Raw genomic sequence first — 26,358 nt, 5'->3', positions numbered from 1 at the left:
GGCTTCCTACTATCTGAGACGGCAGGCGCTCTTTCCCGCCATGGCGACGGCCCGGCGCCCCCGAAAGGGCACCGGGCCGTCGCCGTGCGCGCGGGCGTCAGCCCATGTGCGGGTAGCGGTAGTCGGTCGGCGGGACCAGGGTCTCCTTGATGGAGCGGGTGGAGGTCCAGCGCATCAGGTTCTGCTTGGCGCCGGCCTTGTCGTTGGTGCCGGAGGCGCGGGCGCCGCCGAACGGCTGCTGGCCGACCACGGCACCGGTGGGCTTGTCGTTGATGTAGAAGTTGCCGGCCGCGAAGCGCAGCTTCTCGCAGGTGGCGGCGGCAGCGGCCCGGTCCTGGGCGATGACGCAGCCGGTCAGGCCGTAGGCCGAGGCGGACTCCATCTGGGTCAGCATGGCGTCGTAGCCGCCCTCGACCGCGTCGTCGTAGACGTAGACGCCGAGGATGGGGCCGAAGTACTCGTCCTTGAAGATCTCGTTCTCCGGGTCGGTGGAGACCAGGACCGTCGGGCGGACGTAGTAGCCGACGCTGTCGTCGTAGGTGCCGCCGGCCACGACCTCGATGGTGGGATCGGCCTTGGCGCGGTCGATCGCCGCCTTGTTCTTGGCGAAGGAGCGCTCGTCGATGACCGCGCCCATGAAGTTCGCCAGCTCGGTGACGTCACCCATGGAGAGCGCGTCGACCTCGGCCGCGAACTCCTCCTTGAACCCGGCGTTCCAGAGGGAGGCCGGGACGTACGCGCGGGAGGCCGCGGAGCACTTCTGGCCCTGGAACTCGAAGGCGCCGCGGGTCATCGCGGTCTTCAGGACGGCGCGGTCGGCCGAGGGGTGGGCGACGATGAAGTCCTTGCCGCCGGTCTCGCCGACCAGCCGCGGGTAGGTCTTGTAGTTCTCGATGTTGGTGCCGACCGTCTTCCAGAGGTACTGGAAGGTCTTGGTCGAACCGGTGAAGTGGATGCCCGCCAGGTCGGGGTGGGTCAGGGCCACCTCGGAGACGTCCTTGCCGTCGCCGGTGACGAGGTTGATGACGCCCGGCGGCAGCCCGGCCTCCTCCAGCAGCCGCATCAGCAGCACGGCGGCGAAGGTCTGGGTCGGGGACGGCTTCCAGACCACGACGTTGCCCATGAGGGCGGGGGCGGTCGGGAGGTTTCCGGCGATCGCGGTGAAGTTGAAGGGCGTGATCGCGTAGACGAAGCCTTCGAGGGGGCGGTGGTCGGAGCGGTTCCAGACGCCCGGGGAGTTCACCGGCGGCTGCTCGGCGAGGATCTGGCGCGCGAAGTGGACGTTGAAGCGCCAGAAGTCGACCAGCTCGCAGGGGGTGTCGATCTCGGCCTGCTGGGCGGTCTTGGACTGGCCGAGCATGGTGGCGGCGGCCATCGTCTCGCGCCAGGGGCCGGCGAGCAGGTCGGCGGCCTTGAGGATGATCGCGGCGCGGTCGTCGAACGCCATCTCGCGCCAGGCCGGGGCGGCGGCCAGCGCGGCGTCCACCGCGTCCTGGGCGTCCTGGACGGTGGCGTTGGCATAGGTGCCGAGCCGGGCCGAGTGGTGGTGGGGCTGTACGACGTCGAAGCGTTCGCCGCCGCCCATCCGTCGCCTGCCGCCGATGGTCATCGGCAGCTCGATCGGGTTGCCGGCCAGCTCCTTGAGCTTGGCCTCCAGGCGGAATCGCTCCGGGCTGCCCGGGGCGTAGCTGTGCACCGGCTCGTTCACCGGCACGGGGACCTGGGTCACAGCGTCCATAGCGGCCGTGTCTCCTTACGCTTGCGATCGTCGGTTCTCGATCGTCGGTTTTCGTACGTCGGTGTACGTCGGTCGGGTGCCGCGGGCGCTGCCACGGCGGGTGGGCGGCGGGTGGCGCCGGCCCGGAGGGGCCCCTTGGTCCAGCATCTACCCAAGTGTTCCAAAAGAACAGGTAAAGCGGATCCCAAAAGAGCCGTTCAGCCGCGGGTGGCCAGGGACCTCAGGAAGAAGGTCAGGTTGGCCGGACGCTCGGCCAGGCGCCGCATGAAGTAGCCGTACCAGTCCGTGCCGTAGGGGATGTAGACCCGCATTCGGTGCCCCTCCGCGACCAGCCGCTGCTGCTCGGCCTCGCGTATGCCGTACAGCATCTGGAATTCGTAGTCGGCGGGCTTGCGGCCGTTGCGGTGTGCCAGCTCCTGGCCGATGGCCACCATCCGCGGGTCGTGGGACCCGATCATCGGGTAGCCCTGCCCGGCCATCAGGATCTTCAGGCAGCGCACATAGGCCAGGTCGACCTCCCGCTTGTCCTGATAGGCGACGGTCGCGGGCTCCTTGTACGCGCCCTTGACCAGCCGTACCCGGGAGCCTTCCCCGGCGAGTGCGTGGCAGTCGTCCTCGGTGCGGAAGAGGTAGGACTGGAGCACCGCACCGGTCTGGGGGAAGCGCTCGCGCAGGGCGCCGAGGATGGCGAGAGTGGAGTCGACCGTCGTGTGGTCCTCCATGTCCAGCGTCACGGTCGTGCCGGCTTCGGCGGCGGATTCGACCACCGGGGTGACATTGCGCAGCGCCAGCTCGTGCCCGCCGGGCAGCGCCTGGCCGAAGGCGGAGAGCTTGACCGACATCTCGGCCTTGACGCCGAGCCCGTGCTCCTTGAGGGCCGCGGCCAGCTGGAGGTAGGCGTCGCGGTTGCGCAGCGCCTCGGCCGGGTCGGCGATGTCCTCGCCGAGGTGGTCGAGGGTGACCTCCATCCCCCGGGCGGCCAGCGCCCGTACGACCGCCATCGACTCGTCCAGGCGCTCGCCCGCGACGAAGCGTTCCACCACGGGACGGGTGACCGGAGCAGCCGCGACGACGCGGCGGATGCTGTCGCTGCGCGCGGCGGCGAGAAGCACGGGACCCAGCATGGGGCACCTCCATGAATCAGGATGACAAATGCCGGGGCGGGCGCCTTGTTGGCGGGCGCGGCGGCAAGGGGAGCCACCTGAAATTTAAGGATCGCGCCACTTTCCGGCCATCGACAGCTGTCACGCCTTCGTGGCCGGGATCTCAGACAGATGTATGAGAATGGGAGTGGAGTGGCGGCGGCGACAGGAGAGGGCCGGACGGCGGATGCGGAGTGACTACCAGCAGCTCGTGGACGAGATCTCGGCGGCGCTCGGCGCCCCGGCGACACTGGAGGACCGGGATTTCGGGCTGATCGCGTTCGGGGCGCACGAGGGCGAGGACGACGAGGTCATGGACCCGGTGCGGACCCGCTCGATCCTCCAGCGCCGGTCCTCGGCGGCCGTGCGCGCCTGGTTCGAGGCGTTCGGCATCGCCCGCGCCACGACTCCGCTGCGGATTCCCCCGGACCCGGCGGCCGGAGTCTTCAGAGGCCGGATCTGTCTGCCCGTACGGCACCGCGGCATCGTGCACGGCTACGTATGGCTGCTGGACGACGGCCATCTGACCGACCTCGAACTGGGCGGCCCAGGTACCCCGCCCGACCCCCGGATCGCCCAGGCGATGGAGACCGCCGCGCGGATCGGCGCGCTGCTCGCGGACGAGTCCCGCGCCGGGTCCGAACTGGCCGAGCTGTTGCGGGAGCTGCTCACCTCCCGGGCCACGGGGCGGCCCGCGGCGGCGGTCGCGCTGCGGGACGCGCTGCGCGACACCCTGCGCTTCATACCGGGCGCCCCGCTCACCCTGGTGGCCGTACTCCCCTGGGACACCGCGGCCACCGACACCGCCGCGCTGCCGAGCCTGCCCGGCCTGCTGGCGGCCTGCCCGCTGCCCGCGCCGGGCGGCGCCCGCTCCGGCCCGCCGCACCCGGCCGCCGCCGAGCCCGCGCTGGCCGCGCTGGTCCGGCTGCGCCAGACCGGCTCGCTCGCCCCGGCCCATACGGTGGCCGACCATCTGCTGCGCTCCCCGCGCGCGGGCGGGGCGCCGGCCGGCGGGGGCGCCGCGGGCGGGCGGCCGGGCCGGGGCGCCGCCGGCATCGTCACCGGCACCCGGGAGCTCACCGACCTGCCGGCCGCCTGGCAGCAGGCGCTGGACGCGGCCCGCGCGGCGCGGGCCGAGCCCCGGCTGGGCCCCGTCGCGCAGTGGGACGGCATCGGCGCGTACCGGCTGCTGACCGCCCTCCCCGCCACCGGACCCGACCCGGCCATCGGCCCGCTGCTGTCCCCGGCCCACGCCGAACTCGCCCGCACCGCCGAGGCGTTCCTCGACTGCGCCGGCCAGGCGGGGCGCACCGCCCAGCAGTTGGGCGTCCACCGCCAGACGCTCTACTACCGCCTGGGCCGGGTCGAGAAGCTGACCGGCCTCGACCTGGACAAGGGCGCGGACCGGCTGCTGCTCCACATGGCGCTCAAGGCGGCCCGGCTGTGAGCCGCTGAGCACGCTCCACGGCCGGCGCGGCACCAACTGTCCATCTTCTTGTTGTGCGCAAGACCTGTTGCCCGTGACTACTGGCAAGTAGCGTGACCGCGCATCGGCTGCGCCCGACCGGCGGGCGCAGCGTCGCGAGCCGCCGAGCGACGCCAAGTGCCGCCAAGTGCCGCCACCCCAGGGGGAATTCATGCACGGGATGAACCGCCGCCAATTCATGTCCAGGCTGTCCGCCGTCGCGGCAGGTGCCGCGCTGTGGTCGGCCGGGTCGTACGACCAGGCGCTGGCGGTCACCGCGGCGCGGGCCGTGCGGACCCGGGGGACCACCCTCGAACAGGCCGCGCGTCCGGTGGGCAGCGGGGCGTACAAGCGGCTGGTGGCGGGTCCCGGCTGGCCGCTGGTGGTGCGCGGTGAGCTCGCGGGCGCGGGCGCGGGGCGCGACGACCGGCGCACCGGGCTCGCCTCGTTCGTGCAGTTCACGGATCTGCATCTGGCCGACGTCGAGTCGCCGGTGCGGTTCGAGTACCTGGCGAAGTTCAACGACAGCGCGTGCCGCCCCCAGGAGGCGCTGACCGTGCGCGGCGCCTCCTCGCTGGTCGAGCGGGTCAACGCGGTCCGCCAGGGCCCGTACACCGGCCTGCCGTTCGGCATGGTGATGGCCACCGGCGACAACACCGACAACCACGAGCACATCGAGCTCGACTGGTACCTGACCGTCATGAGCGGCGGCCGGATCACCCCCAGCAGCGGCGACCCGTCCCGCTACGAGGGCGTGCAGAACTCCGGCAGCGTGGACTACTGGAACCCCGAGCTGCCCTTGCAGGACCACTACAAGGCCAAGGGGCTGCCGCAGATACCGGGCTTCCTGTCCGGCGCGGGCCGCCCGTTCACCGCACCCGGCCTGAAGGTCCCGTGGTACACCACGGTCGGCAACCACGACGACAGCATCGAGGGCAGCCTGCCCGACCTCGGCCTGCTGAACGAGCTCTACACCGGCGACCGCAAGCTGGAGGGCTGCGACGACGCCACCGCGGCCCAGCTCGCGGACGCCCTCAAGCACGACCCGGCCCGGGCCGCGGCGCTGCTCGGCAAGCTGCTGACCAGCGAGGGCGCGATCCGCAAGGTCACCCCGGACGAGCGGCGCCGCCCGTTCAGCCCCACCGAGTTCGCCCAGGCGCACCTGGACCCGGCGCACACCGGCGCGGGCCCGGTCGGCCACGGCTTCACCGCGGACGCGGCGAACAGCGGCCACCTCTACTACACCTTCCCGCTCGCCGAGGGCGTCCTCGGCATCAGCCTGGACACCACCAACAGGGCCGGTTTCGCGGACGGTTCACTGGGCACCGCGCAGCTGAAGTGGCTGGAGTCGGTGCTCAAGTCCCACAGCAGCCGCTGGTACGACACCGACGGCCGCACCGTGCGCGGCGGGTCCGGCGACTCCCTGATCGTGCTGTTCAGCCACCACACCAGCACGTCGATGGGCAATCTGCTGCCCGACCCCTACCACCCGTTCGAGCTCCGCCACGACGGCGCGGCGCTGGTCTCGCTGCTCCAGCGCTACCCGAACGTAGTCGCCTGGGTGAACGGCCACACCCACGAGAACCGGATCACGCCGCACGGCCACGCGGTCCCCGAGCGGGCCTTCTGGGAGATCAACACCGCCTCCCACGTCGACTATCCGCAGCACGCCCGGATCATCGAACTCGCCGACAACGGCGACGGCACGCTCTCCCTGTTCACCACGCTCATCGAGTCCGCCGCCCCCTATGTGAGCGACGTCCACGACACCTCGGACGCCGGACTGGCCGCCCTCTACCGCGAGTTGTCGTACAACGACCCCTACGCCACCCCGAACGCCAAGCTCGGCGCCGCCACCGACCACAACACGGAGCTGCTGCTGCGCCGGCCCGGGAAGTGACGGCCGAGCGGGCCGGTGCACCGGGCGGCGCCGGCCCGCGGGCGGGTCAGCCGGTCAGCCGAAGGCCACCGCGGTCACCGGCATCGCCGGGTTCTGACGGCCGACGAGCTGCAACGTGAAGCCGTGTTCCGGTACGCGGCCGGCCAGTTCGCCGTCCTCGACGCGCACGCCCTGCGCGGCGAGGTCGGCGACCACCTCGGCGTACGGCCGGTCCAGCAGCGGCACCCCGCGGAAGACCGCCGTACCGCTCACCCCGGAGTAGCTGATGACGAGCGAGGCGAGCCGGTCGGCGGCGTCGAAGGTGAGCACCAGGCCGTGGTCGAAGTACCAGTCCTGGCTCTCCCCTCCGTAGTCCGGGCGGCTCTGGAGGGCCGGCCCGAGCCGCCCGCGCAGCTCCCACCGGTCCTGGCCGAGCCGTACGGCCTCGGTGCCCTCGCCGGACACCAGGCGGTGCTCCAGGACCGGCTCGACCGGCGGCTCGTCCGACATGGTGACGGGGTCGGCCGACAGCGGGCGGCGGAAGAGGCCGACGCAGTCGACCAGGTCGTCCGGCCCGTGCGGGGCGGTGAGGTGGAACCCGGCGTCCGGGGCCTCGACTCCGTCGTCCCCGTCCCCGTCCTCGATCAGCCGGCAGCCCCGCTCGCGGAGGTCGGCGAGGACGTCGGGGTAGCGGCGGCCGGTCAGCGGCAGCCCGTCGTACCAGACCGGTGCCGGATCGAAGGCCTCCAGATGGACCAGCCGCTCCCGGTCGTCGAAATGGAGGATCAGCCCGCCCTCGGGATAGTGGTCGGACAGGCCCGTGCTCCACGGCGCCTTGCGGAACGTCCGCACCTCCCCCAGGTCGTCGCCGAACGCCGCGGCGAAGCGCTCCGCGAGGACCTGCCGCCGCTCCCCCAGCCGTACACCGCCCGGGACCAGCCCGGTCAGCCCCTCGAAGGGCCGGATCTCCCAGCCGCCGTACCCCTCGGGTATCCGCGTCGCGTCGTCCGCCATGCCCTACCGCTCCCCCGCGTCCCGCCCCAGCACCTCGCCCGCCGTCACCCGGCGCAGCGCCTCCGCCAGGTCCCGGCCCGACGGCAGCGCGTCCGGCCGGACCAGCGACTGCACCATCAGCCCGGTGAGCAGCGCCTGGTAGAAGGACCCCACGACCCGGGCGGTCTCCGCGTCGACCTCGGTGTCCGGCACCCCTTCGAAGACCGCGACCAGCCCCTCGCCGCCCTCCGGCAGCACCTCGCCGATGGCGGTACGCAGCGCCTCGTCGCGCGGCAGCAGCCCCAGCACCTCGACCTGCGACGCGATGAACTCCCGCTCGGTGGCGATGCGTTGCACGACGGTGTCCCAGATCGCGGCGAACCGCTCCAGCGGCTCGCCCTCCCCTGCCGGCGCCCCGTCGGCGGCCGGCACCTCGGTGAACCCGGCGCCCCATTCCTCGCTGGAGGCGATCACCGCCTGGCGCATCAGGGCGTCCTTGGAGCCGTAGTGGTAGCCGATGGAGGCGAGGTTGGCGCCGGAGGCGGCGACGATGTCGCGGGCGGTGGTGCGCGCGTACCCCTTCTCCAGGAGGCACCGCTTGGCGCCCTCCAGAAGATCTTCGCGGTGTCCCATGCGGGCAGCCTACCGCCGCACCGGACATCCGTACCAGACGAACGTCTTATACGTACGTACAGATTCCGGCGGCGCGACCGGCCCGGCGCCCGGCGCGGCTCAGTGCCGCTCCTCCGGTCCCGGTCCCTTGCGCTCCCCCGGGCCGGCACTGCGGCCGTCGTCGAACTCCAGCTCCTCCTTGCGGACTTCGGCGCTGACCTCCTTCTGCTCGCTGACCCGCTCGGTCTCCAGCCGCACCCGCTCCACCGGGACGGTCCGCTTGCTGACCACCACCTGCTCCTCATGGAGCACGACCTCGACCTCGCCCTCAGCGATCCGCGGGGCGGTACGGCCCAACCGGCGCTCCTCCTCGGTGATCCGCTCACGGACCACCCGCACCTCCTCATGGGTGACCCGGACGGTGCGGTGCACGTCCTCGGTGACCACGTGCTTGCGCAGATGGGCCCGGCCGGTCTCCCGCTCCTCGGTGGCGATCTGCACCTGCTCCTCGGAGAGCACGATCTCGGGGACCCGTTCCGCGCCGCGCACCGCGTCCCGCTCGTCCCGCTCGTCACGGCCGCGGGACACGGCCATCGGCCGGGTGGCGTCCCGGGTGCGGTCCTCGCCCGGCGCGGCGCGCTCGCCCGCCGCGCGGGTGCGGTGCGGCCCGGTGTCCCCGGTCGGCCGGCCGCGGACCCCGGGCGCGCCGGTTCCGGTCCCGCCCGGCACCGCGGTGGCCGGGGCGGGCCGGGACGACGCGACGGTGGTGCCTGCGGGGCTCTCGGCGATGCCGCCGGACGGGCCCGGGTTGCCGGCGCCGCCGGACCCCGGCCACTTCAGCCCGTAATGGCGGTAGAGCCGCTCTTCCTCGGAGGGGTCGAGATGGCCGTCGGCATCGATCCTCGGCGCCTCCTTGATGGTCGCCTTGGTGTGCGGCACCTGTAGTTCGTCGCCGGTCCGCCGGGCCCCGGCGAGCGGCACGAAGGTCTCCTTCATGCCGAACAGCCCGGTGCGCACGGTGATCCACTCGGGGTCGTTGGTGGCGTCGTCCCGGTAGACCTGCTGGACGATGCCCACCTTCGCGCCCTCCGCGTCCACCACGTGCAGCCCGGTCAGACTCTGCGGAGTGTCACCCAGGGGTGCGTTCATGGCGTCCTGTCTCCTTCCGCACGCACCGGCGGGAGGCACGCGCAGTTCCCATTGCGCGTCGCGACCATGCCCCCAGCGACTCGGGGGACCCGGCGCCCGGCGGCTCCGGCCGCCACCGGACGGCGCTCGCGGGCCCCTCCCTCTCAGGAACCACTACGCCATTCGGGTGAATGCGCTGGGGCTGTGATGCATGGCTGTGCCGGGGCTGTGGTGTGGCGGTGCCGCCCGCGGGCGGCACCGCCACACCCTCCGTACGACGCGCGCAAGGCACCGGGCCCGGACTCCGCCGAAGCGGGGTCCGGGCCCGGTGACCTGCGAAAACCGGGGCTCAGTGAGTGAGGTTCACCGCGCGCACCGAGGTCGCGCCGATCTCCTCGGAGATCTCGTTGAGGACATTCGCCGGAATGGTGTCGTCGACCGTGAGCACGACCAGCGCCTCACCGCCGACATCGGCCCGGGAGACCTGCATGCCGCCGATGTTGATCCCCGCCTCGCCCAGGATCCGGCCGACGGTGCCGACGACGCCGGGGCGGTCGGTGTAGCGCAGGAACGCCATGTGGTCGGCGAGCGCGAGGTCGATGGAGTGCTCGCCGACCGCCACGACCTTCTGGACGTTCTTGTGGCCGGCCAGGGTGCCGGAGATCGACACCTCCTCGCCGCCCGCGAGCGTGCCGCGGACGGTCACCACGTTGCGGTGCTCGGGCGACTCGCTGCTGGTGGTCAGCCGCACCTCGACACCGCGCTCCTGCGCGAACAGCGGGGCGTTGACGTAGGACACCGTCTCGTCCACGACGTCCTCGAACACGCCCTTGAGCGCGGAGAGTTCGAGCACCTTGACATCGTGCTGGGTGATCTCGCCGTACACCTCGACGTCGAGGCGGAGCGCGACCTCGCCGGCCAGCGCGGTGAAGATCCGGCCCAGCCGCTCGGCCAGCGGCAGCCCCGGCTTGACGTCCTCCGCGATCACGCCGCCCTGGACGTTGACCGCGTCCGGCACCAGCTCGCCGGCGAGCGCCAGGCGCACCGACTTGGCGACCGCGATACCGGCCTTCTCCTGCGCCTCGCCCGTCGACGCACCGAGGTGCGGGGTGGCGACGACCTGGTCGAACTCGAAGAGCGGCGAGTCGGTGCAGGGCTCGACGGCGTACACGTCCAGACCCGCGCCGGCCACCCGGCCCTCCTTGAGCGCGCTGGCCAGCGCCGCCTCGTCCACGATCCCGCCGCGTGCGGCGTTGACGATCCGGACGCTCGGCTTGACCTTGTGCAGCGCCTCGTCGCCGATGAGGCCGACGGTCTCCGGCGTCTTGGGGAGGTGGACGGTGATGAAGTCCGAGACCTCCAGCAGCTCGTCCAGGGTCAGCAGCTTGACGCCCATCTGGGCGGCGCGGGCCGGCTGGACGTAGGGGTCGTACGCGACGACCTTCATGCCGAAGGCGGACATCCGCTGGGCGACCAGCACGCCGATCCGGCCGAGGCCGACCACGCCGAGGGTCTTCTCGCTGAGCTCGACGCCGGTGTACTTGCTGCGCTTCCACTCGCCGTTCTTGAGGGCGGTGTTCGCCTGCGGGATGTTGCGGGCGGTGGCCACCAGCAGACCGCAGGCCAGCTCGGCGGCGGTGACGATGTTGGAGGTCGGGGCGTTGACGACCATCACGCCGGCCTTGGTGGCGGCGGAGACGTCGACGTTGTCCAGGCCGACGCCGGCCCGGGCGACGACCTTCAGCTTCTTGGCGGCGGCGATCGCGTCGGCGTCGACCTTCGTCGCGCTGCGCACGAGGATGGCGTCGACGTCGACGATCGCGGGCAGCAGCTCGGCGCGGTCGGCGCCGTTGCAGTGCCGGATCTCGAAGTCCGGACCGAGGGCGTCGACGGTGGCCGGCGACAGCTCCTCGGCGATCAGTACAACGGGTTTACCCGGGTTGGCAGTGCTCACGTGGTCTTCAGTCCTCACTGGTCCTTCGCGGACGGCCGTCCCGACGGCCGAAGGCGGTGAAGGGGGGAAAGCCGCGTGGAAGACGCACGACGCTGTGAGCCTGACGCGCTTTTGAACCCTCCCCCTCGGTGAACGAAGGGGATTCCTGGCTCACGCTGCCCGGCCGCTCAGCGAGCGGTCGAGTCTTACGCGATCAACACCAGCCGGGTTGGAACCAGCCCGGTTTCCCCAAAAAGATTGGAGGCTATTGCGCTGGCTTGGCTCTCGCTCAGCACGGCCCGACCTTACCACCGGGGTGGAGCCGGAGCTGGGCGAAGTCTGCACCGAAGCGTAAGGATCACCCATGCGTGGTTCTACGCGGTGGACAAGGGGTGGCGGCGCACGGACGAGGGGCCGCGAGGAGTCCCCGCGGCCCCCTGTCCCGAAGGCTCACGCCTCGTCGTCCACCCAGCTCATCAGCTTCCGCAGCTGCTTGCCGGTGGTCTCCAGCAGGTGGTTCTCGTCGGCCTTCTTGTACTCGTTGTACTTCGGCAGGCCGGCGTTGTACTCCGCCATCCAGTTGTTGGCGAAGGTGCCGTCCTGGATCTCCGCGAGCACCTTCTTCATCTCGGCCTTGGTGGTGTCGGTGATGATCCGCGGGCCGGTGATGTAGTCGCCCCACTCGGCGGTCTCGGAGACCGACCAGCGCATCTTCTCCAGGCCGCCCTCGTACATGAGGTCCACGATCAGCTTCAGCTCGTGGAGGCACTCGAAGTACGCGATCTCGGGCTGGTAGCCCGCCTCGACCAGGGTCTCGAAGCCGGCCTTGACCAGCGCCGAGGCGCCGCCGCAGAGCACCGCCTGCTCACCGAACAGGTCGGTCTCGGTCTCCTCGGTGAAGGTGGTCTTGATGACGCCGGCGCGGGTGCCGCCGATGCCCTTGGCGTAGGAGAGCGCCAGCTCGAACGCCTTGCCGGACGCGTCCTGCTCGACGGCCGCGATGCACGGCACGCCGCGGCCCTCCTCGTACTGACGGCGCACCAGGTGGCCCGGGCCCTTGGGGGCGACCATGCAGACGTCCACGCCGGCCGGGGCCTTGATGAAGCCGTAACGGATGTTCAGGCCGTGGCCGAAGAACAGCGCGTCGCCGTCCTTCAGGTGGTCCTTGATGGACTCCTCGTAGACCTTGGCCTGGATCGGGTCCGGCACGAGGATCATGATGACGTCGGCCTCGGCGGCGGCCTCTGCGGGGGTCACCACGCGCAGGCCCTGCTCCTCGGCCTTCGCCTTGGACTTGGAGCCCTCGTGCAGACCGACGCGCACGTCGACGCCCGAGTCGCGCAGGGACAGCGCGTGGGCGTGACCCTGGCTTCCGTAGCCGATGACCGCGACCTTGCGGTTCTGGATGATGGACAGGTCGGCGTCGTCGTCGTAGAACAGCTCGGCCACTTCGGGTATCTCCTTGGATCTAGCGGGTGCCCACACAGTATGTCGGGCAGGGTGGGGAAAGTTGCGGGGTCTCGCCATACGGTCCGGTCGGACCGCCGGATCAGGCCGTGCGGTCCAGGGCGCGCAGCGAGCGGTCCGTGATGGACCGGGCGCCACGGCCTATCGCGATGGTGCCCGACTGCACCAACTCCTTGATGCCGAACGGCTCCAGCATCTTGCGCATGGCCTCCAGCTTGTCGCTGGAACCGGTCGCCTCGATCGTGACCGCCTCCGGGGAGACGTCGACGGTCTTGGCGCGGAAGAGCTGGACGATCTCGACGATCTGCGAGCGGGTCTCGTTGTCGGCGCGCACCTTGACCAGCACCAGTTCGCGCTGGATCGCGGAGCCCGGCTCCAGCTCGACGATCTTCAGGACGTTGACGAGCTTGTTGAGCTGCTTGGTGACCTGCTCCAGCGGCAGCGACTCGACGCTGACCACGATCGTGATGCGGGAGATGTCGGGGTGCTCGGTGACCCCGACCGCGAGCGAGTCGATGTTGAAGCCGCGGCGGGAGAACAGCGCGGCGATCCGGGCGAGGATGCCGGGGGTGTTCTCCACCAGGACGGAGAGCGTGTGCTTGGACATGTCGTCTTCTCTCTTCTTCCGTGACGTCCTGGCTCAGTCGTCTTCGTTGTCGCCGAAGTCGGGACGCACGCCTCGGGCGGCCATGACCTCGTCGTTGGAGGTGCCGGCCGCGACCATCGGCCACACCTGTGCATCCTCGTGCACGATGAAGTCGACCACGACCGGGCGGTCGTTGATGGCATTGGCCTTGGCGATGACCGCGTCCAGCTCCGCCGGGTCCTCGCAGCGCATCGCGACGCAGCCCATGGCCTCGGCCAACTTGACGAAGTCGGGGCACCGGGTGCCGGCCGCCGAGCCGCTCCCGGGCGCCGCGGCGCCGGCGTCCGGGCCGCTGTGCAGCACGGTGTTGGAGTAGCGCTGGTTGTAGAACAGCGTCTGCCACTGGCGGACCATGCCCAGCGCGCCGTTGTTGATGATCGCGACCTTGATCGGGATGTTGTTGAGCGCGCAGGTGACCAGTTCCTGGTTGGTCATCTGGAAGCAGCCGTCGCCGTCGATCGCCCAGACCGTGCGGTCCGGCTTCCCGGCCTTGGCGCCCATCGCCGCGGGCACCGCGTAGCCCATGGTCCCGGCGCCGCCGGAGTTGAGCCAGGTCGAGGGCTTCTCGTAGTCGATGAAGTGGGCGGCCCACATCTGGTGCTGGCCGACGCCGGCCGCGTAGATGGTGTCGGCGGGGGCGAGCCTGCCGATCCGCTCGATGACCTGCTGCGGGGAGAGGCTGCCGTCCTCCGGCAGGTCGTAGCCCAGCGGGTAGGTCTCGCGCCAGCGGTTGAGGTCCTTCCACCAGGCGCTGTAGTCGCCCTTGTGGCCGGCGTCGTACTCGGCCTGGACCGCGACGATCAGGTCGGCGATGACCTCGCGGGCGTCGCCGACGATCGGCACGTCGGCGGCGCGGTTCTTGCCGATCTCCGCCGGGTCGATGTCGGCGTGCACGACCTTGGCGTACGGCGCGAAGGAGTCCAGCTTGCCGGTGACCCGGTCGTCGAAGCGGGCGCCGAGGGTGATCAGCAGGTCCGCCTTCTGGAGTGCGGTGACCGCGGTGACCGCGCCGTGCATCCCGGGCATGCCGACGTGCTGCGGGTGGGTGTCGGGGAACGAGCCCAGCGCCATCAGGGTCGTGGTGACCGGGGCGCCGGTCAGCTCGGCGAGCACCTTCAGCTCGGCGGTGGCGCCGGCCTTCATGACGCCGCCGCCGACGTAGAGCACCGGGCGCTTGGACTCGACGATCAGCCGGGCGGCCTCGCGGATCTGCTTGGCGTGCGGCTTGGTGACCGGGCGGTAGCCGGGCAGGTCGGTGTGCGGCGGCCAGACGAAGGTGGTCTGCGCCTGGAGGGCGTCCTTGGCGATGTCGACCAGGACCGGGCCGGGGCGGCCGGTGGAGGCGACGTGGAACGCCTCGGCGATCGTCCGGGGGATCTCGGCCGGGTCGGTGACCAGCCAGTTGTGCTTGGTGATCGGCATCGTGATGCCGCAGATGTCCGCCTCCTGGAAGGCGTCCGTGCCGATCGCCTTGGAGGCCACCTGGCCGGTGATCGCGACCAGCGGGACGGAGTCCATGTGGGCGTCCGCGATCGGGGTGACCAGGTTGGTGGCGCCCGGCCCGGAGGTCGCCATGCAGACGCCGACCTTGCCGGTGGCCTGGGCGTATCCGGTGGCGGCGTGTCCCGCACCCTGCTCGTGCCGCACCAGCACGTGCCGGACCTTCGAGGAGTCCATCATCGGGTCGTACGCGGGAAGGATCGCACCGCCGGGAATGCCGAACACGGTGTCGGCCCCGACCTCCTCCAGCGAACGAATGAGGGACTGCGCGCCCGTGACGTGCTCGACGGTCGCGGGCTGCTGCGATCCGCCGGAGTTACGGGCCCGCGGCTGCGGATGGTGGGCCCCGGTGGCCTGCTCGGTCATCTGCGTCTCTTCTCGAAGCTGAGGGTTTTGACGGGATTTGTGAGGTTGCTGTGCAACAAAAAACCCCTCGTGCCGTGAGGCAAGCGAGGGGAGCGCGCCGGAGTGGTCAGCTGGGCTTCGTCAGGGGCCCAGCTTCAGCCGACGCGCTTTCCAAGTACGAGAATTCGGGTGCGCATGGAACTGACCCTCCCCCCGGCGCGCACCGAGTGTCAAGTGGGTGGGACGGAGGTCTCACTATTTGGGCGCAACGGGGGATGCGGCAGGGCGTCCGGACCGGTCGCGCCACCGTGGCGAGCGGGCAGGGCACTGCCGCTGAGCACCACCGCCCGGCCGGGGCCCGTGAGGTCCGGGACCGGATAGCTCCCCCGGGTCAGCGCCCGCCGCAGCCGCTGCTCGTCCAGGGGCCCGGAGAAGGCCAGTCCCTGCCCGTGCGTGCACCCCATGGAGCGCAGCGCGAGCACCTGCTCGGGCAGGTCGACGCCCTCCGCGACCGACTGCATGCCGAGATCGGAGGCGATCCGCAGCAGCCCCGCAGTGATCTTGTGCAGCCGGGGGGACTCCACCACCCCGTCGATCAGCTCGCGGTCCAGCCGCAGGACGTCGATGGGCAGCCGGCGCAGCGCGCCCATCGCGGCGCAGCCGCTGCCGAAGCCGGCCAGCGCGATCCGTACGCCGAGGCGGCGGATCGCGGCCAGCCGGCGCTCCAGGTCGTCGAGCGGAACACGGGGATCACTTTCGGACAGTTCCAGCACCAGCGCCCCGGAGGGGAGGCCGTGCCGGGCGAGCAGCGCCTCGATGCTCTTGGGGGGCAGCGCGCGGTCCACCAGCCGGCGGGCGGAGAGCCGGACCGCGACCGGGGCCTTGTGCCCGGCGCGGTGCCGCACCGCGGCCTGGGCGACCGCCTCCTCCAGCTGCCAGCGGCCCAGCTCCGCGGCCCGCGCGCCGTCCGCGTCGGTGAGCCGCCCGCGGGCGCCGACCCGGAGGAACTCGGCGGGGGTGAAGAGGATGCCCTCGGCGGAGCGCCAGCGGGCGTGCGCGGCGACCGCGGTGATCCGGCCGCTGGCCAGGTCGACCACCGGCTGGTGCAGCAGCGCGAACTCCCCGTCGTGGAGGGCCGTCCGCAGTTTCGTGGCGAGCTCGGCGCGGTGGGTGACCTCGTCCTGCATCTGCGGGGCGTACAGCTCGACCCGGCCCTTGCCGGCCTGCTTGGCGCGGTACATCGCCAGGTCGGCGTTGCGCAGCAGGCCCGCCGGGCTGATGCCCGGGTCGGCGAAGGCGACGCCGATGCTGGCCGCGACCCGGACGTCCCGCCCGTCGATGCGGTACGGATCGGAGAGCCTGATGCGCAGCCGGTCGGCGATCTCGTGGATGCGGTACTCGCGGGCCGCCCGGTCGCGGGTGCCGTCGCCGGTGATGAGCGCGGCGAACTCGTCGCCGCCCAGCCGGGCCGCTATGTCGCCGGCCCGTACCGATTCGGCCAGCCGGCGGGCCGCCTGCACCAGGAGCTCGTCGCCCGCCTGGTGCCCGATGGTGTCGTTGACCTGCTTGAAGCCGTCCAGGTCGATGTAGAGCACGGCGGTGTCGTGGTCGCTGGCGCGGCGGCCGGTGACGGCCTTGGTGACACGTTCGGTGAACAGCGCGCGGTTGGGCAGGTCGGTGAGCGCGTCGTGCGAGGCGTTGTGCTGGAGCTGGGCCTGGAGCCGGACCCGTTCGGTGACGTCGCGGGAGTTGAAGATCAGGCCGCCGTGGTGGCGGTTGACCGTGGACTCGACGTTCAGCCAGCCGTCGCCGCCGGAGCGCTGCCCGCCGGCCCGGAAGCGGCATTCGATACGGGTGGTCGGTTCGGCTTCGGGCGAGGAGGCGAGGAACCGGCGGACCTCGTGGACCACCCGGCCCAGGTCCTCGGGGTGGATCAGCGAGGCCAGTTCGGAGCCGACCAGTTCCTCGGCGTCGCGGCCGTAGACGCCGGCGGCGGCCGGGCTCACGTACCGGAGCACGCCGGTCGGGGCGGCGATCATGATGACGTCGCTGGAGCCCTGGACCAGGGAGCGGAAGTGGTTCTCCTTCTGGGCCAGTTCCTGCGTGAGGGTGATGTTGTCGAGCAGCATGATGCCCTGCCGGACGACCAGCGCCAGGACGACCGCGCAACCGGTGAAGAGCACCACGCGGTCGATGCGCCGTCCGTCCAGGACGTTGGTCAGGATGCCCAGGGTGCAGACGGCGGCGGCCAGGTACGGCGTGAGCGCCGCGAGCGAACCCGCGATGGGGCGGCTGCCGGGCGGCGGCTGCGGGCGGCGCACCGGCTGTGCGGCGTCCTCGTCGACGAGCTCCCGGCCGGAGCGGCGGGCCACCCACGGGGCGTACGCGAGGAGCATCGAACCGGCGAACCAGCCGGCGTCCAGGATCTGCCCGGAGCGGTAGTGCTCGCGCAGCAGCGGCGAGCTGAACAGCGCGTCGCAGAGCACCGTCAACGCCAGTGCGGCGATGGCGGTGTTGACCGCGGAGCGGTGCACGGAGGAGCGCCGGAAGTGCAGCGCCAGCACCATGCTCACCAGCACGATGTCCAGCAGCGGATACGCCAGCGACAGCGCGCTCTGGGCGACCGAGCGGCCGTGGAACTGCGCGGTGTGCGCGAGCGCGAGGCTCCAGGAGAGGGTCAGCAGCGAGCCGGCGATCAGCCAGGCGTCGAGCCCCAGGCAGACCCAACCGGCCCGGGTCACCGGCCGCTTGGCGAGCACCAGCAGCCCCACGATGGCCGGCGGCGCGAACAGCAGGAAGCAGAAGTCGGCCAGCGAGGGGCTGGGCACGGTGGCCCCCTTGATGACCTCGTACCAGCCCCAGACGCCGTTGCCGAGGCCGGCCATCCCGGACGAGACGGCGAACAGCATCCATGCCGGGCGGAAGGGGGTGTGGTACCAGCGGGCGTACAGACCGCACGAGACGGCTGCCACGAGGGCGGCCACGCTGAGCCCGAAGTCCCCCATGAACATGGCGACATACGGCGATCCCCAGCCTACGGAGGCGCCCAGGGCATAGCCGCCGCAGACGGCGGCGAGCCCGATCTGCGGCACCGCGCTCGGCGGACCGCCGACCTGCGCGGGCGACCGCGAGAGCATCGCCCCCGGCGCGCTCACCGCTCTCTCCCGTTCACCCGCGACGGACCGCGTCGGGACCGGCGCACCCGGGGTTCCCGTGGCATTCCTGCGGGCGCTCGTGGATCGCGTGTCTCGCGGATCATCCATCGGCAGTACATCGCCCGTCGCCCCCCTCGGTTCCGGATCTTTCGTACCGCGCCGTCACGATCCCGGCGCGGTCCCCGATCGGGACGATACACCAGATCCGTCACTCAGGGACATAGCGTCTCTACGGAGCGTGACAGCGCTCGGGGGAGCGAACACCCCTTGCAGTCCTACGGCTTCGTAGAGCGACTTGCAAGCGGCGAGGGGGCGGTCGCGACCACGTTCCGTACGGGCTCGCCGGCCGCGAAAAGCGTCAACTGCTCGCGCAGCAGCCGCTTCGCGCGGGGCAGGAAGGCAGAGCTGGGGCCGCCGACGTGTGGAGTGATGAGCACGCCGGGAGCGTGCCACAGCGGGTGGCCCGCGGGGAGGGGTTCCGGATCGGTCACATCGAGGGCGGCGCGCAGCCGTCCCGACTCCAGTTCGGCGAGTAGCGCCCCGGTGTCGACGACCGGACCGCGCGCGACGTTGACGAGCAGTGCGCCGTCCTTCATCCGGGCCAGGAAATCGCGTCCGACCAGGCCACGGGTCCCGTCGGTGAGCGGAGTGGCCAGCACGACGACGTCCGCGCCGGGCAAGTGGGCGGTCAGCTCGGAGAGTGGATGCACCGGACCGCGCACGGTGTCACGTGCGGTGCGCGCGATGCGTATCACCCGCGCGCACTCGAAAGGCGTGAGCCGGTCCTCGATGGCACTGCCGATCGAACCATAGCCCACAATGAGCACCGACTTGTCGGCAAGTGCCGGCTGGAATCCGCCCCGCCACTCGCCCGCGTCCTGGGCCCTGACGAAGTCCGGGATGCCGCGCAGCGACGCCAGGGTCAGGGTGAGCGCGAGCTCGGCGGTGCTGGCGTCGTGCAGCCCGCGGGCGTTGCTCAGCACCGCGCCGGACGGCAGGTGGGACAGCCCCGGCAGCATGTGCTCGATCCCGGCGGTCAGGGTCTGCACCACCCGCACCCCGGCCATCCGCGGCAGCGGGCGCAGGCAGATGTCGGCCCGCTTCATGTAGGGGACGGCGTAGAAGACGCAGCGGGCCGGGTCGGCCGGGTAGTCCGGGCCGGCGTCCCAGTGGACGTAGCTCAGGCCGCCGGGGAGCCCGTCGATGTCGCCGGGCGGGATCGGGAGCCATACGTCGCCGGTGGCCGCGTGCGGGTCTGCTGTTGCCATGGCCTGAGGCTATGCGAAGAGACGTTTGGTTCAGACGTTAGTTTGGTCTGGCCCTTGATCGGGGGCGAGGGGACGGAGGCACGACCAGGTGGAGCGCAGGACAATCGGCGCGGCAGCCCTCGAAGTGGGCGCAATCGGGCTCGGCTGCATGCCGATGAGCTGGGGGTACACCGCGTCGCAGCGCAGCGGGGAGGGTTCGCTGGGAGCCCTGCACGCCGCGCTCGACCGGGGGTGCAGCCTGCTGGACACCGCCGACATGTACGGCCCGTTCACCAACGAGCTGCTGGTGGGCCGGGCGCTGAAGGCGCGGCGCCAGGACGCGTTCGTCTCGACCAAGTGCGGGCTGCTGGCCGGGGATCAGCACATCGTCGCCAACGGGCGGCCCGGCTACATCAAGCGCGCCTGCGACGCCTCGCTGCGGCGGCTCCAGACCGACCGCATCGACCTCTACCAGCTCCACCGGGCCGATCCCGAGGTTCCCATCGAGGAGACCTGGGGGGCGATGGCGGAGCTGGTGGCGGCGGGGAAGGTGCGGTCGCTGGGCCTCTGCGCGGTCGGGGCGCGCGCCGTGCGACCGCCGCGCGCGGCCCGTACGGAGCTGCGGGCGGCCGGGGTACGGGGGCGTCCCCGGTCGCGGATGCACGACGGGACGCTGCGTCAACTGGAGCGTGTCCAGCAGGTGTTCCCGGTCAGCAGCGTGCAGGCGGAGCTGTCGGTGTGGTCGCCGGAGGCGCTGGAGGAGCTGCTCCCGTGGTGCGAGTCGCGCGGGGTGGGCTTCCTGGCGGCGATGCCGCTGGGCAACGGCTATCTGACCGGCACCCTCACCCCGGGCCAGGGCTTCGAACCGGAGGACATACGGGCCCGCCATCCGCGCTTCACCGCCGAGATGATGGCCGCCAACCAGCCGGTGGTGGCCGGGCTGCGCCGGGTCGGCGCCCGGCACGGGGCGACGCCGGGGCAGGTGGCGCTGGCCTGGGTGCTGGCCCAGGGCCGCCATGTGGTCCCCATACCGGGTACGAAGAAGGAGCGCTGGGCGGCGCAGAACGCCAAGGCGGCGGACCTGGCGCTCACGCAGGAGGATCTGCGGGAGATCGCGGTGCTGCCGCCGGCGCGGGGGTCGTGGTACTAGAGGGGCCGTCCCGGGGCGGTGGGCGCGGGCCGTTCGGCGGTGGTGGCCGGGGTGTGCGCCGGGGTGCGGTGTCCGCCGCGGTGACCGGGTACGCCGTTGGTGCGCGGGTGGCGCGCGCGGGCGCGTACGCCGTGCCGGTGGGGCGGGCGATGTGGTGTCCTTGTCCACGCCCTGCCGACGAGAGGACCTGCCGTGCAACGCCGTTCCCGGACCGCCGTGTTGGCCGCCGCTTCGCTGCTCCTGGCAGCCGGGTGCTCCGCGGGCGGGGCGCCGGCCGCGAGCGGCGGGAGCTCTGCCGCGGCGGGCGGCGGCCCCGGTGCCGCCGGGCCGGCCTCGCCGGGCGCCTCGGCGTCCGCGGCGGTGCCGCCGGCGAAGGGTTCGGTGCGGGTCACCGGGGTGCTGGCCACCGGTCTGAAGTCGCCGTGGGGGGTCGCGGTGCTGCCCGGCGGGGACCTGCTGGTCGGCGAGCGGGACACCGGGAAGATCGTCCGGGTCGCGGCGCGCGGCGGCAAGGTCACCGAGCTGGGGTCGGTGCCGGGCGTGGCCCCCGGGGGCGAGGGCGGGCTGCTGGGACTGGCGGTGCCCTCGACGTTCGGCGCCGACCACCAGGTCTACGCGTACTTCACCACCGCGTCCGACAACCGCATCGCGCGGATGGTCTACGACGAGAAGCGCGCGCCGGGCAATCAACTGGGCGCGCCCAACACCATTTTCAAGGGCATCCCCGAGGGCCGGATCCACAACGGCGGGCGGATCGCCTTCGGCCCGGACAAGATGCTCTACGCGGGTACCGGTGAGACCGGCGACAAGCAGCTGGCCCAGGACAAGAAGTCGCCGGCCGGGAAGATCCTGCGGATGACCCCGGACGGCGAGCCGGTGCACGGCAACCCCGAGGCGGACTCGGTGGTGTACACCTACGGCCACCGCAATGTGGAGGGGCTGGCCTGGGACCGCGACCAGCGGCTGTGGGCCTCGGAGTTCGGGCAGGACACCTGGGACGAGCTCAACCTGATCGAGCCGGGCCGGAACTACGGCTGGCCGGAGGTCGAGGGCAGGAGCAAGGGCGGCTCCTCGCCCGCCGGGTTCGTCGACCCGGTCGTCCAGTGGAAGCCCGCGGACGCCTCGCCCAGCGGGATCGCCTACGCCAAGGGCTCGATCTGGATGGCGGCGCTGCGCGGCGAGCGGCTGTGGCGGATCCCGCTGCACGGGACGAAGCCGGTGGCCGCGCCGCAGGCTTTTCTGACGGGCGAGTACGGGCGGCTGCGGACCGTGGTGGCGGCCGACGACGGGGCGTTGTGGCTGGTCACCAGCAATACGGACGGACGCGGCAAGCCCCGTAAGGGAGATGACCGCATTCTCCGCCTCACGGTGAGCTGATCCCCTTTTCGAGGGACCTGCCTCCACTCAGGGCCAGGGGGACGGGTCACTCCGGAGGAGGGCACCGTGTTCAACGTTGTGGAAGAGCTGTTCGCGCCCGGCCGCAAGCACACCGAAGAGGAGCGGCAGAAGCTGTCGCTGGTGGTGGACGACGTGGGCGACGGGGATCCCGGGCAGGGGCCGATAGATCTCGCGTCGGGGGTCGTGGTCATCCGGGCCCGGCGGGACGACCGGCCGGCACCGGGCGGCACCGGCGCGGACTGAGCCGCACCGCCGTGGGCCCGGAGCCGGTGGCCCACCACCGGCTCCGGGCCCGCCACCGGCTATCCGCTCGCCGTCGGCTCCGCGAACAGCCGCAGCCGGTGGGCCACCGCGCCCGCCTCGCCGCGGCCGGAAACGCCCAGCTTGGCAAGGATGTTGGAGACATGCACGCTGGCGGTCTTCGGCGAGATGAACAGGGCGTCGGCTATCTGGCGGTTGCTGCGGCCGTCGGCGACCAGGCGGAGCACATCGCGCTCGCGCGGCGTCAGGCCGAGCGATTCCGCGGGGGCGGTGCCGGCCGGTGCGTCCGCCGCCCGGTCCCCGGCGGCGCGGGACACCGCGGCGGGGGCCGCCAGGCCGGGGAGGGGTATCCGGGCGCGCTGGGCGAGGAGTTCGAGTTCGTCCGCGAGCGGGCGGGCGCCCATCGCCGCGGCGGCGGAGTGCGCCTGGCCGAGCAGCAGCACGGCGGCCTCGCGCGGGGTGCGGCCGTCGAGCCCGGCGGTGGCCCGCTCGCCGCCGTGCAGCAGCGATTCGGCCCAGCGGTAGCAGGCCCAGGCGAGTTCGTGCGGGCGCTCCAGCCGTTCGAACGCGGCGACCGTCTCGGCCCAGGCGTCGGGTGCCTCGCGGCCCTCGGCGCGGCGGAGTTCGGCCTCGACCGCCAGGCCGAACGCGTCCCAGACCGGGGCGATCCGGGGCAGCCGCTTGGCGGCGTCGCGGATCCGGGTGAGGATCCGGACCCGGCCGGGCTCGGCGGACGGCAGACCGCGGGCATCGGACTCGGCGACGGTGGCCGACCACAGGAGCGGCCAGGCGTAGCGCTGGAGGCCGGGGGCGAAGCCGGCGTCCAGGGCCGACTGGACGAGGATGGCGCGCGCGTCGAGGATGCGGCCCCGGCGGGCGGCGAGCCGCAGCGCGTGCCGCGCCATGGGCAGGGCGTGCTGCGGCTGGGGGTCGTGGGTGCCGTAGTGCTCCTGGGCGGCGGCCAGTTCGCGCTCGGCGGCGGCGAGGTCGCCCCCGTCCAGCGCGAGGCCGGCGAGGCGGCTGGCGGCCAGGGCGGTGGCGCGGCGGTTCTGCGCGAGGCGGTGGGCGTCGGCGGCGGCCCGGCCCGCCTCCTCCCAGCGCCCCAGCGACTGCAACGATTCGGCGCGATTGCTCAGCACCCAGCTGGTGGTGTCCTTGAGGCCGTAGCGGGTGGTGAGGGCGACGCCCTGCTCGGTGACCTCGACGGCTTCGCGGGAGCGGCCGACGCCTTCGAGTATGCCCGCGAGGTTGATGTGGCCGCGGCCGATGACGGCGAAATAGCCGCGGTCCACGGCGCGGTCCAGCACCGTACGGAAGTCGGCCAGGCCCTCCTCGATCTCCCCGGCGTCGATCCGCAGCCCCGCCAGCGTCACCCGGGAGTTCAGCTCCGCCTCTTCGTCGCCCACCAACCGGGCCAGCTCCACGGCCCGTTCGGCCGTCGTGAACGTGCCGGGGCCCGGCTCATGGAGCATCTGCCAGCCGGCGACGGCGGCCAGCACGGCGGCATGCACCGAGGACGGCGGCAGACCGCGCACCAACTCCTGGGCCCTGCCGAGGTCCTCCCAGCCGTTGCCGCGGCCGGTGCCCTGGCAGAGCCGGGAGCGCTGCACCAGGAACCAGGCGGTGCGGAGGGGGTCGTTCTCGTTGCGCAGCGCGCGCAGGGCGCGCTTGGTGATCGTGAAGGCCCGCTCGCTGTCGCCGGACAGCCGGGCGGCCACCGCGATCTCGGCGAGCAGGTCGAGGAAGCGCAGCGCGTCGTCGCAGCCGCAGGCCGGGTACGCCTCGGCGTAGTCGACGGGGCGCACGCCCTGGCGGACCTCCGGGGGTGCGTCGTCCCACAGCTCCAGGGCGCGGTCCAGCAGCCGCAGTTGCTCGGCGTAGGCATGGCGGCGGCGGGCCTGGACGGAGGCGGCGAGCACCGCGGGCAGCGCCTTGGCGGCGTCATGGGCCTTGTACCAGTAGCTGGCCAGGCGGGTGGCGCAGACGTCCGGGCGGACCAGTGAGCGGTCGGCCTCCAGTGCCTCGGCGTACCGGCGGTTCAGCCGTGTCCGCTCGCCGGGCAGCAGGTCGTCGACGACGGCCTCGCGGACCAGTGCGTGCCGGAAGCGGTAGCCCGTGCCGTCCTGGGTGGGGAGGAGGGTGTTGCTGCCGACGGCTGCCCGCAGCGCCTCGATGAGGTCGTCGTCCGGCATCCGGCAGACCGCGGCGAGGAGTTCGTGCTCCACGGTGGAGCCGCCCTCGGCGGCGATCCGCACCACCCGCTGGGTGTCCTCGGGCAGCGCCTCGACCCGCACCAGCAGCAGATCGCGCAGCGGATCGCTGAGACCGTACCGGCAGCCCTCGGCGAGGCTGCGGGCCAGCTCCTCGACGAAGAACGCATTGCCCTCGGAGCGCTTGAACACCCGGTCGACGGTGTCCTCTTCGGGCTCGCTGCCCTGGATCCCGGCGATCTGGGAGCGGACCTCGTCGCGGGTGAAGCGGGCCAGTTCGACGCGGCGGACGGTCCGCATCCGGTCGATCTCGGCGAGGAACGGGCGCAGCGGATGGCGGCGGTGGATGTCGTCGGAGCGGTACGTCGCCACCAGCAGGACGTCGGCGTCGTGCAGGGCGCGCAGGAGGTAGGCGAGCAGTTCGCGGGTGGAGCGGTCGGCCCAGTGGAGGTCCTCGATGACGATGACCAGGGTGCGGTGGGCGGCCAGCCGCTCCAGGAGGCGGGCGGTCAGCTCGAAGAGGCGGGCGCGGCCGATCTCCTCGTCACGGGTCTCGCCGGCGGTCTCCCCCAACTCCGGCAGGATGCGGGCCAGTTCGCCCTCCTGGCCGGCGACGGCGGCGGCGAGCTCCTCGCGCAGATGCGCGTTGAGGGTGTGCAGGATCGAGGAGAACGGGGCGAACGGCAGGCCCTCGGAACCGATCTCGATGCAGCCGCCGAGAGCGACCAGCGCGCCCTGCGCGCGGGCCGTCTCGCCGAACTCCTCGATGAGTCGGGTCTTGCCGACCCCGGCCTCGCCGCCGATCAGCAGGGCCTGCGGCTCGCCGGACGCCGCGACCCGCGCCAGCGCGTCGCCCAGCGCGGTGAGTTCGGCCGCGCGGCCGACGAACACGGGACTGATGGCTCTGTTCTCCACGCTGCCGAGCATCGCACAGGGGTCTGACAGTCCGGCAGTGGTGTGCGGCACACCCGTCCCCCGCGGTCAGGCGCCTGCACGCCGTACGCGCCACCGCCGGATGCTCACCTGCCTCTCCGGTTCGTCGTCCCCGGAAGAGGCGGCGGCGCGCGCCGCTTCGGTGGCCTCGCGGACCAGGCGGCGCCGGTCGGCCTCGCGGCGCAGTTCCTCGTAGCGGACCCGGATCTCCAGTTCGGAGGCGTACATGATGTCTCCCTCGACGGTGGTGGGTCGGCGCCCCGGCCGTCTGCCGGGGCGCCGCCGTGCTCCACTCTCGTCGCCGAGGGGGGTCCGCCACATCGGGAGAGTTCCCGATCTCCGCGGCCCGGTGGTGCTCAGAAACCGGGGCCGTGTTCCGGAGGGGGCTCAGAAAGCGGCGGCACCGCCCGTGAGGTACTCAGAAACCGGTGCCGCCGCCCCCTGGAGTGCTTAGCCGGCGGCGCCGGGCCCCTTAGGGATGGTGGGCATGCTCGCGAACAGGTCGAAGTACATCCCCGCGGAGACGAGGAGCCCGAGGACGCCCAGCGCCAGCGCGCCCCAGGCGACGGCCCGCACCCAGGTGCTGCGCCGGCCGCTCAGCACCACCGCGGCGACGAGCACGGCGAGCACCGCGAACGCCCCGTTGACCAGGGCGGTGGTGTGCCAGGGCGCGCCGTAGACGGTGGCGATCTGGTCGGTGGCCTTGCCGGACTGGAGCTTGATCTGGCCGAGCAGCGTCTGCCGTTCGGCCATCAGCGTTCCGAGCCAGGTACCGGTGAGGGAGGCCAGGCCGAGTCCGGCCGCGACCACCGCGCCGGCGCCGGCGGCCACTCCGGTGGCGGCCGGTCCGGGCGCCGGCTCGGCCCCGTCCTTGTCCTCGGTCCCGTCTTCGTCGCCGTCGCCGGAATCCAGGCCGTCCGCGGTCGCGTCTGCGCCGTCCTCGGACACCGGGCCCTTACGCGCTTCCGCGGCCTTGCCCGTGGTGCCGGTCTTCTCCGTGGTGCCGGCCGCCCCCGTTTCCTCGGCCTTCCCTGTCTCCTCGACCTTCCCCGTCGTGTCGGCCGTGGTCGTCTCGTCGTCGGTCGTCTTTTCGGTCGTCGTTCCCATGGGCGCGACCGTAGGGGCCGTGTATGAGAGTCGTATGAGAGCCCGCCGG

At 72.4% G+C, this 26,358-nt stretch carries 19 protein-coding genes; 5 read left to right on the top strand and 14 right to left on the bottom strand.

The features are described from left to right. Window positions 1-97: 97 nt before the first annotated feature. Both pruA and IEZ17_RS02710 read right to left on the bottom strand, forming a co-directional pair. A complete protein-coding gene (gene pruA, locus IEZ17_RS02715; RefSeq protein WP_189295902.1) occupies window positions 98-1,738 on the bottom strand; it encodes an L-glutamate gamma-semialdehyde dehydrogenase in 1,641 nt (546 codons plus the stop codon). A 197-nt stretch (window positions 1,739-1,935) separates the two neighbouring features. Beyond that, window positions 1,936-2,862 carry a proline dehydrogenase family protein gene (locus IEZ17_RS02710; RefSeq protein WP_189295900.1) on the bottom strand — a complete coding sequence of 309 codons (927 nt, stop codon included), beginning with the start codon at window positions 2,860-2,862 and terminating at the stop codon, window positions 1,936-1,938. 205 nt (window positions 2,863-3,067) lie between these two features. Between IEZ17_RS02710 and IEZ17_RS02705 the strand changes: the two genes are divergently transcribed. Both IEZ17_RS02705 and IEZ17_RS02700 read left to right on the top strand, forming a co-directional pair. After that, entirely contained in the window at window positions 3,068-4,327 is a 1,260-nt protein-coding gene (locus IEZ17_RS02705) for a PucR family transcriptional regulator (protein WP_189295898.1), read from the top strand. Between the two features lie 217 nt (window positions 4,328-4,544). Further along, window positions 4,545-6,245 (top strand): TIGR03767 family metallophosphoesterase, encoded by a 1,701-nt coding sequence (locus IEZ17_RS02700; protein ID WP_229851704.1) that lies wholly within the window; start codon window positions 4,545-4,547, stop codon window positions 6,243-6,245. Window positions 6,246-6,299: 54 nt separating this feature from the next. Here the strand turns inward: IEZ17_RS02700 and IEZ17_RS02695 are convergent, their stop codons facing one another. The 9 genes from IEZ17_RS02695 to IEZ17_RS02655 form a co-directional block, all read right to left on the bottom strand. Then, a complete protein-coding gene (locus IEZ17_RS02695; protein ID WP_189295894.1) occupies window positions 6,300-7,238 on the bottom strand; it encodes a hypothetical protein in 939 nt (312 codons plus the stop codon). 3 nt (window positions 7,239-7,241) lie between these two features. Continuing rightward, entirely contained in the window at window positions 7,242-7,850 is a 609-nt protein-coding gene (locus IEZ17_RS02690) for a TetR/AcrR family transcriptional regulator (protein WP_189295892.1), read from the bottom strand. A gap of 99 nt (window positions 7,851-7,949) precedes the next feature. Next, window positions 7,950-8,978: a PRC and DUF2382 domain-containing protein gene (locus IEZ17_RS02685; RefSeq protein ID WP_189295890.1), complete on the bottom strand. Its 1,029-nt coding sequence runs from the start codon at window positions 8,976-8,978 to the stop codon at window positions 7,950-7,952. A 328-nt stretch (window positions 8,979-9,306) separates the two neighbouring features. Continuing rightward, entirely contained in the window at window positions 9,307-10,911 is a 1,605-nt protein-coding gene (gene serA, locus IEZ17_RS02680; RefSeq protein WP_189295888.1) for a phosphoglycerate dehydrogenase, read from the bottom strand. A gap of 429 nt (window positions 10,912-11,340) precedes the next feature. Continuing rightward, window positions 11,341-12,339 (bottom strand): ketol-acid reductoisomerase, encoded by a 999-nt coding sequence (gene ilvC, locus IEZ17_RS02675; protein ID WP_189295886.1) that lies wholly within the window; start codon window positions 12,337-12,339, stop codon window positions 11,341-11,343. Between the two features lie 100 nt (window positions 12,340-12,439). Then, on the bottom strand, window positions 12,440-12,964 hold the full coding sequence (gene ilvN / locus IEZ17_RS02670) for an acetolactate synthase small subunit (RefSeq protein ID WP_189295884.1): 525 nt from the start codon (window positions 12,962-12,964) through the stop codon (window positions 12,440-12,442). 33 nt (window positions 12,965-12,997) lie between these two features. Continuing rightward, window positions 12,998-14,869: an acetolactate synthase large subunit gene (locus tag IEZ17_RS02665; protein WP_189295882.1), complete on the bottom strand. Its 1,872-nt coding sequence runs from the start codon at window positions 14,867-14,869 to the stop codon at window positions 12,998-13,000. A 209-nt stretch (window positions 14,870-15,078) separates the two neighbouring features. Next, complete coding sequence (locus IEZ17_RS02660) at window positions 15,079-18,003, bottom strand: putative bifunctional diguanylate cyclase/phosphodiesterase (protein WP_373299715.1); 2,925 nt, start codon at window positions 18,001-18,003, stop codon at window positions 15,079-15,081. 275 nt (window positions 18,004-18,278) lie between these two features. Beyond that, complete coding sequence (locus tag IEZ17_RS02655) at window positions 18,279-19,271, bottom strand: 2-hydroxyacid dehydrogenase (protein WP_189295880.1); 993 nt, start codon at window positions 19,269-19,271, stop codon at window positions 18,279-18,281. 88 nt (window positions 19,272-19,359) lie between these two features. Here IEZ17_RS02655 and IEZ17_RS02650 point away from each other — a divergent pair, with 88 nt between their 5' ends. From IEZ17_RS02650 to IEZ17_RS02640, 3 genes are all read left to right on the top strand, one after another. Further along, window positions 19,360-20,400 (top strand): aldo/keto reductase, encoded by a 1,041-nt coding sequence (locus IEZ17_RS02650; protein WP_189295877.1) that lies wholly within the window; start codon window positions 19,360-19,362, stop codon window positions 20,398-20,400. 192 nt (window positions 20,401-20,592) lie between these two features. Next, window positions 20,593-21,777, top strand: coding sequence for a PQQ-dependent sugar dehydrogenase (locus IEZ17_RS02645; protein ID WP_189295875.1), 1,185 nt, complete (start codon window positions 20,593-20,595; stop codon window positions 21,775-21,777). Between the two features lie 66 nt (window positions 21,778-21,843). Continuing rightward, window positions 21,844-22,041 (top strand): DUF6191 domain-containing protein, encoded by a 198-nt coding sequence (locus IEZ17_RS02640; RefSeq protein WP_189295873.1) that lies wholly within the window; start codon window positions 21,844-21,846, stop codon window positions 22,039-22,041. Window positions 22,042-22,100: 59 nt separating this feature from the next. On the opposite strand, the gene IEZ17_RS02635 is transcribed toward IEZ17_RS02640, so the two are convergent. From IEZ17_RS02635 to IEZ17_RS02625, 3 genes are all read right to left on the bottom strand, one after another. Continuing rightward, window positions 22,101-25,196, bottom strand: coding sequence for a helix-turn-helix transcriptional regulator (locus tag IEZ17_RS02635; RefSeq protein ID WP_189295872.1), 3,096 nt, complete (start codon window positions 25,194-25,196; stop codon window positions 22,101-22,103). A 54-nt stretch (window positions 25,197-25,250) separates the two neighbouring features. Continuing rightward, window positions 25,251-25,430 (bottom strand): hypothetical protein, encoded by a 180-nt coding sequence (locus IEZ17_RS02630; protein ID WP_189295869.1) that lies wholly within the window; start codon window positions 25,428-25,430, stop codon window positions 25,251-25,253. 222 nt (window positions 25,431-25,652) lie between these two features. After that, a complete protein-coding gene (locus tag IEZ17_RS02625; protein ID WP_189295867.1) occupies window positions 25,653-26,309 on the bottom strand; it encodes a hypothetical protein in 657 nt (218 codons plus the stop codon). Window positions 26,310-26,358: the final 49 nt, after the last annotated feature.

Origin of the sequence: Streptomyces albospinus (genome assembly GCF_014648695.1) — a bacterium.
In the GTDB taxonomy this organism is placed as follows: domain Bacteria; phylum Actinomycetota; class Actinomycetes; order Streptomycetales; family Streptomycetaceae; genus Streptomyces; species Streptomyces albospinus.
Note: the sequence above shows the minus strand (reverse complement) of the source record. Positions and strands in the feature narration are given on the sequence as shown.